The organism is Pseudomonas sp. CP4, from assembly GCF_047758505.1.
In the GTDB taxonomy this organism is placed as follows: domain Bacteria; phylum Pseudomonadota; class Gammaproteobacteria; order Pseudomonadales; family Pseudomonadaceae; genus Aquipseudomonas; species Aquipseudomonas fluorescens_AO.
In genome coordinates this window covers 4,913,599-4,925,690 of record NZ_CP180489.1, presented here as the reverse complement: position 1 = coordinate 4,925,690, position 12,092 = coordinate 4,913,599, and the positions used below count along the sequence as shown (strand labels likewise).

At 60.7% G+C, this 12,092-nt stretch carries 12 protein-coding genes; 5 read left to right on the top strand and 7 right to left on the bottom strand.

Going from position 1 to position 12,092, the window contains the following annotated elements; translation table 11 throughout:
• Nucleotides 1-25: 25 nt before the first annotated feature.
• Together ACMYUN_RS22150 and ttcA are read right to left on the bottom strand one after the other, a co-directional pair.
• A complete protein-coding gene (locus ACMYUN_RS22150; RefSeq protein ID WP_016773632.1) occupies nucleotides 26-700 on the bottom strand; it encodes a DNA-3-methyladenine glycosylase I in 675 nt (224 codons plus the stop codon).
• A gap of 81 nt (nucleotides 701-781) precedes the next feature.
• Nucleotides 782-1,606 (bottom strand): tRNA 2-thiocytidine(32) synthetase TtcA, encoded by an 825-nt coding sequence (gene ttcA, locus ACMYUN_RS22145; protein WP_039757843.1) that lies wholly within the window; start codon nucleotides 1,604-1,606, stop codon nucleotides 782-784.
• A 425-nt stretch (nucleotides 1,607-2,031) separates the two neighbouring features.
• Here ttcA and ACMYUN_RS22140 point away from each other — a divergent pair, with 425 nt between their 5' ends.
• Together ACMYUN_RS22140 and ACMYUN_RS22135 are read left to right on the top strand one after the other, a co-directional pair.
• A complete protein-coding gene (locus ACMYUN_RS22140; RefSeq protein WP_016773629.1) occupies nucleotides 2,032-2,634 on the top strand; it encodes a Yip1 family protein in 603 nt (200 codons plus the stop codon).
• Nucleotides 2,635-2,781: 147 nt separating this feature from the next.
• Nucleotides 2,782-3,276, top strand: coding sequence for a SprT family zinc-dependent metalloprotease (locus ACMYUN_RS22135; RefSeq protein WP_024013976.1), 495 nt, complete (start codon nucleotides 2,782-2,784; stop codon nucleotides 3,274-3,276).
• Between the two features lie 107 nt (nucleotides 3,277-3,383).
• On the opposite strand, the gene ACMYUN_RS22130 is transcribed toward ACMYUN_RS22135, so the two are convergent.
• Complete coding sequence (locus ACMYUN_RS22130) at nucleotides 3,384-4,565, bottom strand: CaiB/BaiF CoA transferase family protein (RefSeq protein ID WP_415761773.1); 1,182 nt, start codon at nucleotides 4,563-4,565, stop codon at nucleotides 3,384-3,386.
• Between the two features lie 144 nt (nucleotides 4,566-4,709).
• Entirely contained in the window at nucleotides 4,710-6,044 is a 1,335-nt protein-coding gene (locus ACMYUN_RS22125; RefSeq protein WP_039757846.1) for a dicarboxylate/amino acid:cation symporter, read from the bottom strand.
• A 347-nt stretch (nucleotides 6,045-6,391) separates the two neighbouring features.
• On the opposite strand from ACMYUN_RS22125, the gene ACMYUN_RS22120 reads away from it, so the two are divergent.
• The gene (locus tag ACMYUN_RS22120; protein ID WP_415761772.1) at nucleotides 6,392-7,390 is read left to right on the top strand and encodes an AraC family transcriptional regulator; all 999 of its coding nucleotides are present in this window, start codon (nucleotides 6,392-6,394) and stop codon (nucleotides 7,388-7,390) included.
• 95 nt (nucleotides 7,391-7,485) lie between these two features.
• Here the strand turns inward: ACMYUN_RS22120 and ACMYUN_RS22115 are convergent, their stop codons facing one another.
• From ACMYUN_RS22115 to ACMYUN_RS22105, 3 genes are all read right to left on the bottom strand, one after another.
• Nucleotides 7,486-8,832 (bottom strand): ATP-binding protein, encoded by a 1,347-nt coding sequence (locus tag ACMYUN_RS22115; protein WP_415761771.1) that lies wholly within the window; start codon nucleotides 8,830-8,832, stop codon nucleotides 7,486-7,488.
• The gene (locus tag ACMYUN_RS22110) at nucleotides 8,829-9,506 is read right to left on the bottom strand and encodes a response regulator transcription factor (RefSeq protein ID WP_016773623.1); all 678 of its coding nucleotides are present in this window, start codon (nucleotides 9,504-9,506) and stop codon (nucleotides 8,829-8,831) included. Before ACMYUN_RS22110 ends, ACMYUN_RS22115 begins: the two co-directional genes overlap by 4 nt.
• 148 nt (nucleotides 9,507-9,654) lie before the next feature.
• The gene (locus ACMYUN_RS22105; RefSeq protein ID WP_039757849.1) at nucleotides 9,655-10,260 is read right to left on the bottom strand and encodes a membrane protein; all 606 of its coding nucleotides are present in this window, start codon (nucleotides 10,258-10,260) and stop codon (nucleotides 9,655-9,657) included.
• A gap of 143 nt (nucleotides 10,261-10,403) precedes the next feature.
• Here ACMYUN_RS22105 and ACMYUN_RS22100 point away from each other — a divergent pair, with 143 nt between their 5' ends.
• A complete protein-coding gene (locus ACMYUN_RS22100) occupies nucleotides 10,404-11,195 on the top strand; it encodes a dienelactone hydrolase family protein (protein WP_415761770.1) in 792 nt (263 codons plus the stop codon).
• Nucleotides 11,196-11,347: 152 nt separating this feature from the next.
• Nucleotides 11,348-12,073 (top strand): 4'-phosphopantetheinyl transferase family protein, encoded by a 726-nt coding sequence (locus tag ACMYUN_RS22095; RefSeq protein WP_415761769.1) that lies wholly within the window; start codon nucleotides 11,348-11,350, stop codon nucleotides 12,071-12,073.
• The last annotated feature ends 19 nt before the right edge of the window (nucleotides 12,074-12,092 follow it).

The window sequence follows — 12,092 nt, the reverse complement described above, 5'->3', positions numbered from 1 at the left end:
GGAGCATGGGAACGATCGGATTGACTCAATGGTTGACGGTATAGGCGAGCATCATCGAAATCTGGCTCATCGGCCGGCCGCCGCTCTGTTCGTGCCACTGGTTGAAGGCGTTCTGCACCGTTGCCAGATCACGCTGGCTGGTCGGCACTTTGTCGACGATCTTCTGCGCATTCAGCGCCGCGACCACGTCGTAGCTGGGCACGAACGTGTCCTTGCCGACCATGCGCAAAAAGCGTGGCGCCGACAGCCCGCCGAGTTGGTGGCCGTGTTTCTTCAGGTATGTCCACAGGCCGACGATATCGGTCACCGGCCAGTCGGCGATCAGCGCGCCAAAGCTGCCCTTGTCCTTTTCCACATCAAGAATGAACTGCGCATTGCGCGGCACGCTTTTCAGCTTGCCGAGGTGGCGAATGATCCGCGCGTCCTGCATCAGGCGCTCAAGGTGCTCGGCGCTCATCAGCACGACTTTTTCCGGATCGAACTTGAAGAACACTTCTTCGAACGCCGGCCACTTGGCGTCGACCAGGCTGTGCTTGAGCCCGGCGCGAAAAACCCGCAGGGCCATGGTCGAGAGGTAGCGGTCGTCGCGGATCTTGCGCAGTTGAGCGGGGGTCTTGGGAACGGGCAGATGGGCTTCCAGTTCAGCCGCCGAACCAAAACGGTTCAGACAGTATTCGTGCAGCCACTTGTAATCGCGCATGCCCTCTCCTGAGGTTTGGAAATGAATAACACATGCAGAAGCTGTCCCCTCAACCACAGGGCCTGCTTCTACAGGATGTGTTTACAGATTGACGACATTGACGAAACGCGAAGCCGCGGTTTCGTCGATCTTCAGGCTGGTGAAGTCGAACAGGTTGCGGTCGGCCAGTTGCGACGGCACCACGTTCTGCAGGCTGCGGAAAATCGATTCGGTACGGCCCGGGGTCTTGCGGTCCCAGTCCTGGAGCATTTCCTTGACCACCTGGCGCTGCAGGTTTTCCTGCGAGCCGCAGAGGTTGCACGGGATGATCGGGAATTGCTTGAAGTCCGAGTAGGCCTGAATGTCCTTCTCGTTGCAGTACGCCAGCGGACGAATCACCACGTTGCGGCCATCGTCGGCGCGCAGTTTCGGCGGCATCGCTTTCAGGGTGCCGTTGAAGAACATGTTGAGGAAGAACGTTTCGACGATGTCGTCGCGGTGGTGACCGAGGGCCATTTTCGTCGCGCCGATTTCGTCAGCGAAGGTGTACAGCGTGCCGCGACGCAGGCGCGAGCACAGCGAGCAGGTGGTCTTGCCTTCCGGCACCAGTTCCTTGACTACCGAGTAAGTGTCCTTCTCGACGATGTGATACTCAATGCCCAGTTCTTTCAGGTAGGCCGGCAGCACGTGCTCGGGAAAGCCCGGCTGTTTCTGGTCCATGTTCACCGCAACGATGTCGAACTTGATCGGTGCAACCTTCTGCAGGTGCATCAGCACGTCGAGCATGGTGTAGCTGTCCTTGCCCCCGGACAGGCAGACCATGACCTTGTCGCCGTCTTCGATCATGTTGAAATCGGCGACCGCTTCGCCGGCCAGGCGGCGCAGGCGCTTTTGCAGTTTGTTCTGGTTGACCGTAAGAGTGCCCATGACGCGAAATCCGTGAGGTGTGACGAAAGGCCGGCATTTTACGCAAAAACCCCAGTAGCGCGAAGCATCTGTGGCGAGGGGATTTATCCCCGCTGGGTTGCGAAGCAGCCCTGAAACCCGGGAACTCGTATCGCCTGACACTGCTCGGTGAATGGCGTGGCGACTGCTGCGCAGCCGAACGGGGATGAATCCCCTCGCCACAAAAGTGTTTCGACCTCAAAAATGCCTTCCCCGCAAGACCCCGAGGCGATTACCTGCAATGTTTACAGCGCGATTTGCTCTAAGCCCGGCATACCGGTGCGCTGGAGTCCTTCCTATACTGCGACATAAGGTCGCACACGTCTTTAGACCTGTATTTGCTCGGCCACCTTGGCCCGTAGGCGCTCCGTTGGGGGGCGATGGCAATGACAAGAGGAGTGAATGGCATGATCCATCACGTAGTGGGACTGTTTACCCACCCCGATCAGGAATGGAAAGAGATCCGTGGCGACCAAGAGGAAAGCATCAGCCACATGTACTTGACGCACACGCTGATCCTGGCGGCGATCCCTGCGGTCTCGGCGTTCATCGGCACGACCCAGGTGGGCTGGGTGATCGGCAATCGCGCGCCGGTGATGCTCACGTTCGAAAGCGCCTTGTGGATGACCATCATGTCGTACCTGGCCATGCTCGGCGGGGTCGCGGTGATGGGCGCCTTCGTGCACTGGATGGCGCGCACCTACGACGCCAACCCGAGCCTGGCCCGTTGCGTGGCGTTTGCCACTTACACCGCAACACCGTTATTCGTGGGTGGACTGGCCGCTTTGTACCCGCACATGTGGCTGGGGATGATCGTCGGCACGGCGGCCATCTGCTACACGGTGTATCTGTTGTATGTCGGCCTGCCGACGTTCATGAACATTCCTTCAGATGAAGGTTTCCTGTTTTCCAGCTCAGTGCTTGCCGTCGGCCTGGTGGTGCTGGTGGCGATCATGGCATTCACCGTGATTGTCTGGGGCCTGGGTGTCGGCCCGGTCTATACCAACTGACCTGTTTCCTCCCTGAGAAAAACAACATCTGCCAATACAGGCCGCCGCAAGGCGGCCTTCTCGTTGGGCGACGACCATTCGGCAGGTCGGCGATTCGCAAGTCGCCGGGGTTGCGGCATACTCGGCGTCTCTGGAGATCCATCAAGCATGCCCGAGCAACTCAATACCCGCGTCGAAGATTGTTACCAACTCGCTGAATCCTTTTTCAAACGCTCCTTCAAACGCCCCGTGGTCAGTCTCAAGCTGCGCGGGCAGAAAGCCGGTGTCGCGCATCTGCACGAGAACCTGCTGCGCTTCAACCCACAGCTGTACCGGGAAAACACCGAGCACTTCCTCAAGCAGACCGTGGCCCACGAAGTTGCGCACCTGATCGCGCATCAACTGTTCGGCGACCGCATCCAGCCCCATGGCGAGGAGTGGCAACTGATCATGCGCGGCGTCTACGAATTGCCGCCGGACCGCTGCCACACCTATGAAATCAAGCGGCGCAGCGTGACCCGCTATATCTACAAATGCCCGTGTCCCGACAGTGATTTCCCGTTTACCGCCCAGCGTCATGGCCTGGTGCGGCAAGGGCGGCGGTATCTGTGCCGGCGCTGCCGCAGTACGCTGGTGTTCAGTGGTGAAATGCGGGTGGAATGACAGTTTTGTAGAGTATCGGCGGGCCCCTTCGCGAGCAGGCTCGCTCCCACAGGGGAATGCATTTCAATGTGGGAGCGAGCCTGCTCGCGAAGGCGGCGGCATGAGCGCTACAGAATCACCCTGGCCGAACGCAACTCGGCGATCCGCTCAGCACTCAACCCTAACTCCCCCAACACCTCGTCCGTATGCTGCCCCAACCCCGCGCCAACATGCCTTGGCTCCGGCAACGCCTCAGAAAATTTCAACGGACAAGCCATCTGCGCCTGCGTCGTGCCATCGCCGCGCGGCACTTGTGTCATCAACTCCCGCGCCTGTAGCTGCGGATGGCGCACCGCCTCACCTAGACTCAATACCGGCTCCACACACGCATCGACGCCGGCAAACAACTCACACAACTCAGCAAAATCATGTCGCTCGAATTCGATCCGCAACGCCTCCTTCAGTGCCTGTCGCTGCTCAGGCCTGGGCGACAATCCTTGCGCCGCCAGTTCCGGCCGGCCCAGCGCCGTGCACAGTTGCCGCATGAACGCCGGTTCCAGACTGCCCACCGACATCCAGCGCCCATCCCGGGTGCGGTAATAATCGTAGAAGCTGCCGCCATTGAGCATCTGGTCTTCCCAACCCGGTTCCGCGCCACAGCCCAGATATCCCGCGCCGGCCATGGCGTTCAGGCTGAACGCGCAATCGGTCATGCTCACATCCAGATGGGTGCCCTGCCCGGTTTGCTGACGGGCAATCACCGCTGCCAGCAGGCCGATCACGCCGTGTAGTGAGCCGCCCGCCACGTCCGCCACCTGCATGCCCAGCGGCAACGGCCCGCTGTCGGCGCGTCCGGTGTAGCTGGCGAGTCCCGCCAGGGCCAGATAGTTGATGTCATGCCCGGCGCGCTCCTTGTACGGCCCGGTCTGGCCGTAACCGCTGATCGACACATAAATCAGCTTTGGGTTGATCGCCTTCAATGCCTCATAACCCAGGCCCAGACGCTCCATCACCCCGGGGCGAAACTGCTCGAGGACGATGTCGTATTCGCCCAGCAGTTGCTTGATGATCTGCAGCGCTTCGGGCTGTTTCAGATCCAGCGCCAGACTGCGCTTGTTGCGGTTCAGATAAGCGTGGCTGGCTGATACCCCGCCATCATGCGGTGGCAACACCCGCAGCAGATCCATGCGGGTTGGCGATTCGATGCGCAGCACCTCGGCGCCCATGTCTGCCAGCAGCAACGAGGCGAACGGCCCCGGCAGCAAGGTCGAGAAATCGAGAATCTTCAGTGAGGCCAGCGGTGCGGACATGGGCAAACTCCTTGGGCGATGCACTCAGCCTAGGCAGCCATTGTCGATGCGGCAATCACCGCAAATGTCAGCAGGTGTGACCGTTGCGCTCAAATCCCGGGCAAGAAAAAACCCGCCGAAGCGGGTTTTCTCTACAAGCGATGCTTACTTCACATTGCTCGGGGTTGGGCCTTCAGCCACACCCAGGTCGTCTTCTTCACGCTCGTCGGAGATGCCGCGACCGCCGGAAGCCAGCTCGGCTTGCAGTTGATCGGTGTCCAGCTCCTTGACCCACTTGGCCACGACGATGGTCGCAACAGCGTTACCGACCAGGTTGGTCAGTGCGCGGGCTTCAGACATGAAGCGGTCGATACCGAGGATCAGCGCCAGACCGGCCACCGGCAGGTGACCTACCGCCGACAGTGTCGCGGCCAGCACGATGAAGCCCGAACCGGTCACACCCGCCGCGCCTTTGGAGGACAGCAGCAGTACCAGCAGCAGAGTGATCTGGTGGGTGATGTCCATGTGCGTATCGGTCGCCTGGGCGATGAACACGGCGGCCATGGTCAGGTAGATCGAAGTACCGTCGAGGTTGAACGAGTAACCGGTCGGGATCACCAGACCAACTACCGATTTCTTCGCGCCCAGACGCTCCATCTTGATCAGCATGCGTGGCAGTGCCGATTCCGACGAGGACGTACCCAGTACGATCAACAGTTCTTCACGGATGTAACGCACCAGCTTGAACACGCTGAAACCGTGAGCCCGGCAGATCGCACCCAGCACCAGCACGACGAACAGAACGCAGGTGATGTAGAAGCAGATCATCAACTGGCCCAGTTGCACCAGCGAGCCGACACCGTAGGCACCGATGGTGAACGCCATGGCACCGAACGCACCCAGCGGCGCCAGTTTCATGATCATGTTGATGATGTTGAACATCACGTGGGCGAAGCGATCGATCATGTCCAGCAGCGGGCGACCGTACGAACCCAGGCGATGCAGGGCGTAGCCGAAGATCACCGAGAACATCAGCACTTGCAGGATGTCACCGGTGGCGAACGCGCCGACGATGGTGTTCGGGATCACGTTGAGGAGGAAGCCGACAATGCTCTGGTCTTTACTGGCCGTCACGTAGGTGGCGATTTTCGAGGCGTCGAGGGTGGTGACGTCGATGTGCATGCCGGCGCCCGGTTGCACAACGTTGACCACGACCAGACCGATCAGCAGGGCAATGGTGGAAACGATTTCGAAATACAGCAGCGCGTAGCCGCCGGTCTTGCCTACCGATTTCATGTTCTGCATGCCGGCGATGCCGCTGACAACAGTACAGAAGATGATCGGGGCGATGACCATTTTGATCAGCTTGATGAAGCCGTCACCCAGTGGCTTGAGGGCCACACCGGTCTGCGGATAGAAGTGACCGAGCAGGATGCCGATGGCGATGGCAACGATCACCTGGAAATACAGGGATTTGTACAGTGGCTGACGAGTCGTCATTGCAGGTTTCCTCAAGCGTCCAGCGGCAACATCCATCTGTCGAGCGCCGAACCTTAATTGCGAACCCTCCTGCACTGGAGGGATTTGTTGTTGGAACGGCATCCTCCCGGGCGGAAGAAGTGCACGCTTCTGTCGCTTGTATCGCAAACGTCGTGCCAGATTGGTGCGAATGGCAGCAAGCCTTTTGATATCAGGGCCTGCGGGATTTTCCTGTCACCAATCAGTGACTTGAGGCATGGCGGATTTCCGCCAACTGAGCGTCCAGCGTCCTGCAATTTGGCGGAAATCCGCCTTGTGACGTTGCCGGCCCGCCATTACGATCGGTGCCTGAACAAGGATTGCCGCTTATGCGCGAACGCACCATCGCCAGCCATTTCGCCCGTGCCGCTCTTGGCGGCGCACGCCGGCGCGGCCTGGATTATTCAGGCCTGTTACAGCAAATGGGGATCAGCCCGGAGTTGCTCGACGAGCCCCGCGCGCGGATTGCCCCTGAGCAGTTCACCCGGCTGATTCAAGGGTTGTGGCTGGCGCTGGACGACGAATACCTGGGTTTCGGTAACGCCCCGAGCAAGCCCGGCAGCTTCGCCATGATGTGCCACGCCTCGATTCACTGCCGCAACCTGGAGAAGGCTCTGCAACGTGGCTTGTTGTTTTACAGCCTGTTCCCCGACGCCCCGCGCCTGGCCCTGCGCCGCGAAGACGAATGGGTGCGTTTGAGCCTCGACGATGCGCAGTGGTGGGACCCGGATCATTTTCTCAGCGAGAGTTTGTTGGTGATCTGGCATCGCCTCGGCAGTTGGCTGATCGGCCAGCGCATTCGCCTCGAGCAGGCGACTTTCAGCTATCCGCGCCCCGAGCACGGCGGCGAATACGACTTGCTGTTCCCCTGCCCGCTGACCTTTGATGCCGAGCAGAGCAGCCTGCTGTTTCACAGTCGCTACCTGGCCATGCCGCTGTTGCAGGACGAACGCACGCTCAAACATTTCCTCGAACGCTCCCCCGCCGACCTGCTCTCACGCCCGGACGACGGCGACAGCCTGAGCAGTCGCCTGCGCCGCTTGCTCAGCCGCGACGCGGCACATTGGCCGGATCTGGAAGCCGTCGCCGCGCATCTGCATATCAGCCCGCAAACCTTGCGGCGGCATTTGCGTGAGGAAGGCACGAGTTTTCAGGAGCTCAAGGATCAGCTGCGGCGGGATATCGCCATCTATCATCTGGGCCGCGCGGAGCTGTCGTTGCAACAGATTGCCGAGCAGCTCGGGTTCTCTGAGCCTTCGGCGTTTCACCGGGCATTCAAGAAATGGACGGGGCTGACACCGGGGGCTTATCGGGCGCAGGAGTTGTGAAGTCAGACGCCTTCGCGAGCAGGCTCGCTGCCACAGGGGAATGCGTTTCAAGGTGGGAGCGAGCCTGCTCGCGAAGAGGCCGGCACGGCCAACCTTCACATCGCCGGAAAATGAATCCTGAACGCCGCCCCGCCCATCGGCGAATCGCCCAAAGCCAAACGGGCGTTGTAGCTTTCGATGATGTCCTTGACCACCGCTAGCCCGATCCCCTGCCCCGGATGCTGGGCGTCCAGACGCTCGCCGCGTTCGAGAATCCGCGCACGCTGATCGAGCGGTACACCCGGCCCGTCATCTTCTACGCACAATTCGATCCCGGCCAGTGACTCGCGCACGCTGACCCGCACTTCACCAAGGCACAGGCGGTAGGCGTTTTCCAACAGGTTGCCGAGCATTTCCAGCAAAGCGCCCTGTTCGATCGGCACGTAGCAATGTTCCGGCAGATCAAAGGTTACGCGCACGTGTTTGTCGCGGTAGACCTTGTCCAGCGTATCGCAGAGGCTTTTGAGCACCGGTTGCAGGCGCACCTGATGGCGCACCAGGCCGCTTTTGCGCAGGCTGGCCCGTTGCAGTTGGTAGCTGATCTGCTGGCTCATGCGTTCGATCTGGCTTTGCAGGACCCAAGCCTGGTCGCGGTCTTCCGGGCGCTGCGCCATGTCTTCGCTGACACCTTGCAGCACCGCCAAGGGGGTTTTCAGGCTGTGGGCGAGGTCGTCGAGGGAGTCGCGGTAGCGGCTGCGCTGCTGGCGTTCGCTGAGCAGCAGGCGGTTGAGCGAGCCGGTCAGGCGCAGCAGTTCACGCGGGTGTTTTTCCGTGAGGCTTTCGCGAGTGCCGCCTTCGATTTCGTCGAGTTCCTGGCTCAAGCGGCGCAAGGCCTTGAGGCCCCAGGTCAGGCCGATCCATAGCAGCGCCAGCAAAACCAGCAATGCCGCGCCGAAGCCCAGATAGAGGTTTTCGCGCAGGCCTTCGAGAGTGGTTTCGTATTCGCGCACCGGTTGCAGGGCGACGATGCTGAACGCTGCGCTTTTGCCGCCGAGCAATTTGACTTCGACGTCGTAGACGAAGAACTCCTGACCGCTGGCTTCCCGGATCCGCGCGAACTCGTTGCCGAGGCCGTCGTAACGCGGTTTGTAGTTGATCTGTTCTTCCTGGGTGGCTTTCGAACGCCACACCAGCTTGCCGTCGCGGTCGTAGATATAGCCGAGCAAGCGGAAATCGGTAAGGTTGAAGCGCTCATCCGGCAATTGCGAGGGCATCACCAAATGGCCGTTTTCCACCCGTGCGGCGGAGATCAATGTGGTGACGTCGGAGGCCAGACGTTGCTCGATCGAGTCCTGCAAGGCAAGGCTGAAGGCGCCCTGCATCGCCGGCAACAAGGCAAGCATGAACAACACCGCCAACGTGGTGGCGGCGAGCATCAAGCGAACGCGAAGGGAACGGATCAAGTGCAGCGCTCATTGAACAGGTAGCCGAGGCCGCGCACGGTGTCGATCGGCTTGAACCCGGCCGGGCCTTCGAGTTTGCGCCGCAGACGGCCGACCAGCACTTCGATGACATTCGGATCGCGCTCGTCATCGTCCGGATAGAGCTGCTCCATCAAGCGATCCTTGGGCACCACTTGCTGATGATGGCGCATGAGGTATTCGAGGATGCGGTACTCGTAGGCGGTCAGCGCCAGCGGCTGCTCATCAAGGCTCGCCTGTTTGCGATTGAGGTCGAGCAGCAACGGCCCGGCAACGATGGTCGACTGGGTGAAGCCGCTGGAACGGCGCAGCAATGCGTTCAGGCGTGCATCGAGCTCTTCGAACTGGAACGGCTTGACCACGTAATCGTCGGCACCGGCGGCGAGCCCTTCGACCTTGTCCTGCCAATTGCCGCGCGCGGTGAGGATCAGGATCGGAAAGGTCTTGCCGCCCGAGCGCAACTGGCGGATCAGGTCCAGGCCGCCCATGCCCGGCAGGCCGAGATCGATCACTGCCAGATCGAAGTTGTACTGTCCGGTCTGGTACAGCGCCTCCTCGGCATTGGCCACGGACTCGACCACATGACCGCTCTCCGTCAGGCGGGTTTGCAGGTGATGACGCAACAGCGCCTCATCTTCGACGACCAACAGTTTCATGTCCTTCTCCCCATCACCTGAACACTCCAGTCAAAACCTGTGGGATCGAGCCTGCTCGCGAATGCGGTCATTCAGTCAACGATGATGTTGAATGAAACATCGCTTTCGCGAGCAGGCTCGCTCCCACACTTCAATCGGCGGCAACCGCTTAGAAATAGTAGTTGGCCGACAGGTAGGTCTGCGCGCTGCTGGTCAAGTCCAGCGAGCCCTGTTTGCTGCCGCCGCTCTCTTTCATTTCGGTGCTGGCGTTGCTGCGCAGGTAACGGTAACCGAGTTCCACCGACGTGTTCTGCGAAACCTGCTGCAACACACCGACCTGACCACCGATGGCGTAACCGATGTCGCTGTCACGGCTGAAGCCTGGCGAATCCTGCGTCAGCTTGGTCAGACCGGCGGTGGCGCCACCGAACAGTTTGGTGCTGCCGCCCACCGGGTAGAACAGGTCATAGCTGCCGAGCAGATTTTCCTGGCGCAGTTTAACGCCATTGTGCGAGCCGGAAACGTTGTCGTAGGTGGCGTAGTAGCGGCCCTGGCTGTTTTGCTGACCGAGGCGCATGCCGTAGGTGTTGTTGCCGTCGATGGCCCCGGTGGCGTTGGGGTGGCCAAGGTTATTGTTCAGCGCGTGGGACTTGTCGATCTTGTCGCTGGTCTGGCCGAACGTCAGGCCGGCGAAGTTGCTGGTGTCGTCGGCATTGGCCGCGATGCTGGAGCCTAACAGGGTAAAAGCCAGCAGCAGTTTGTTGATACGAGTCATGGGTATTTCCTCTTTCACAGTGCTGTTTGGGTATGGCGCAAGGTTACTCAGCCGCCCCTGTACGGCCCCTGAACCGTCTCTGAACCAGACCTGAACCAGATCGACTAGGCTGTTCTGACCACTTTCAATAAGGAGACCCGACCATGCGCCTGTTCCTCGCCCTGACTTTGCTGGCGGTCAGCAGCCTCACCCAGGCTGCGATCAAGACTGCAGAAATCCCCTATCAAAGCGCCGACGGCAGCCAACTGATCGGTTACTACGCCTATGACGACGCGATCAAAGGCCCCCGCCCCGGCGTTGTCGTGGTCCACGAATGGTGGGGGTTGAACGATTACGCCAAGCGCCGCGCGCGGGATCTCGCCGAACTCGGCTACAGCGCGCTGGCCATCGACATGTACGGCGAAGGCAAGAACACCGAGCACCCGAAAGACGCCATGGCCTTCATGCAGGCAGCGACCAAGGACGCCGATGCTGCCGGTAAACGCTTCGCCGCCGGGCTCGATCTGCTGAAGAAGCAACCGCAGACCGACCCGAACAAAATCGCCGCCATCGGCTATTGCTTCGGTGGCGGCGTGGTGCTGAATGCGGCGCGTCAGGGTGTGCCGCTGGCCGGTGTGGTGAGTTTCCATGGCGCGCTGGCAACCAAGACCCCGGCGACTCCGGGCAGCGTCAAGGCGAAAATCCTCGTCGAGCACGGTGCGCTGGACAGCATGGTCACTCAGGACAACGTCACCGCGTTCAAGTCGGAGATGGACAAGGCCGGGGCGGACTACCAGTTCGTCAGTCTGGATGGCGCCAAGCATGGTTTCAGCAACCCGGATGCCGATCGCCTGAGCCATGGCGAGCATGGCGGGCCGGACATTGGTTACAACAAGGCGGCGGACGAGAAGTCGTGGGCGGATATGCAGGCGTTCTTCAAGAAGATTTTCGGTTGAGTCAGTAACGACCGAGGCGTGGCTTTCGCGAGCAGGTTCGCTCCCACACCGGATATCTGTCGCACAGAAGATCCCCTGTGGGAGCGAGCCTGCTCGCGAAGGCTTCACCGCCGATCTCGACCTCGCCCCGACTAACCGGCAAAATGCCCGCCATGCATATCACCCTCGCCCTGCCCGCCTGCTGCACTGCCCTCGACAGCCATTGGCCGTTGCCAACGGTGCTTGCCGATACCGTGCTGCTCAGTACCCACTTCGATCCGGCACAGTTGCTCGGCGATGACTTCCATCGCAGCGCTGTACTCGCGCCGCCAAGCATCCAGCGCTCGGTGGCCAAGCGTCAGGCCGAGTTTCTCGCCGGGCGCATCTGCGCCCGTGCCGCGCTGCACCAACTCGAAGGCCTGAATATCGTTCCGCCGATCGGCGAAGACCGCGCCCCGGTGTGGCCAGCGCACATTTGCGGTTCGATCACCCACAGCACCGGCCGCGCCGCAGCGATTGTCGCCAACAAGCAGCACTGGCGCGGCCTGGGCATGGATCTGGAAAACCTGTTGAGCCACGAGCGCGCCGAACGCCTGGCCGGGGAGATTCTCACCCCAGCGGAACTGCAGCGCATGGCAGCGGGATCTGAGGATCAGTTGGCGTTACTGGTGACCCTGACGTTTTCGGTCAAAGAAAGTCTGTTCAAAGCGCTGTACCCGATCGTGCAGCAGCGTTTTTATTTCGAGCATGCAGAAGTGTTGGAGTGGACTGAGGCGGGTCAGGTCAGGCTGCGCTTGTTGACTGATTTGTCCGGCGAATGGCGCAACGGATCGGAGCTGGAGGCGCAGTTTGCAGTGCAGGATGGGCAGTTGTTGAGTCTGGTCAGCATTCCTGCCTGAGGATTTGCATTGTCGGCAA

Excerpts from the sequence above, each read along its gene's own strand:
- ACMYUN_RS22150 (WP_016773632.1), bottom strand. The coding sequence starts at position 700 with ATGCGCGATTACAAGTGGCTGCACGAATACTGTCTGAACCGTTTTGGT.
- ttcA (WP_039757843.1), bottom strand. The coding sequence starts at position 1,606 with ATGGGCACTCTTACGGTCAACCAGAACAAACTGCAAAAGCGCCTGCGC.
- ACMYUN_RS22140 (WP_016773629.1), top strand. The coding sequence starts at position 2,032 with ATGATCCATCACGTAGTGGGACTGTTTACCCACCCCGATCAGGAATGG.
- ACMYUN_RS22135 (WP_024013976.1), top strand. The coding sequence starts at position 2,782 with ATGCCCGAGCAACTCAATACCCGCGTCGAAGATTGTTACCAACTCGCT.
- ACMYUN_RS22130 (WP_415761773.1), bottom strand. The coding sequence starts at position 4,565 with ATGTCCGCACCGCTGGCCTCACTGAAGATTCTCGATTTCTCGACCTTG.
- ACMYUN_RS22125 (WP_039757846.1), bottom strand. The coding sequence starts at position 6,044 with ATGACGACTCGTCAGCCACTGTACAAATCCCTGTATTTCCAGGTGATC.
- ACMYUN_RS22120 (WP_415761772.1), top strand. The coding sequence starts at position 6,392 with ATGCGCGAACGCACCATCGCCAGCCATTTCGCCCGTGCCGCTCTTGGC.
- ACMYUN_RS22110 (WP_016773623.1), bottom strand. The coding sequence starts at position 9,506 with ATGAAACTGTTGGTCGTCGAAGATGAGGCGCTGTTGCGTCATCACCTG.
- ACMYUN_RS22105 (WP_039757849.1), bottom strand. The coding sequence starts at position 10,260 with ATGACTCGTATCAACAAACTGCTGCTGGCTTTTACCCTGTTAGGCTCC.
- ACMYUN_RS22100 (WP_415761770.1), top strand. The coding sequence starts at position 10,404 with ATGCGCCTGTTCCTCGCCCTGACTTTGCTGGCGGTCAGCAGCCTCACC.
- ACMYUN_RS22095 (WP_415761769.1), top strand. The coding sequence starts at position 11,348 with ATGCATATCACCCTCGCCCTGCCCGCCTGCTGCACTGCCCTCGACAGC.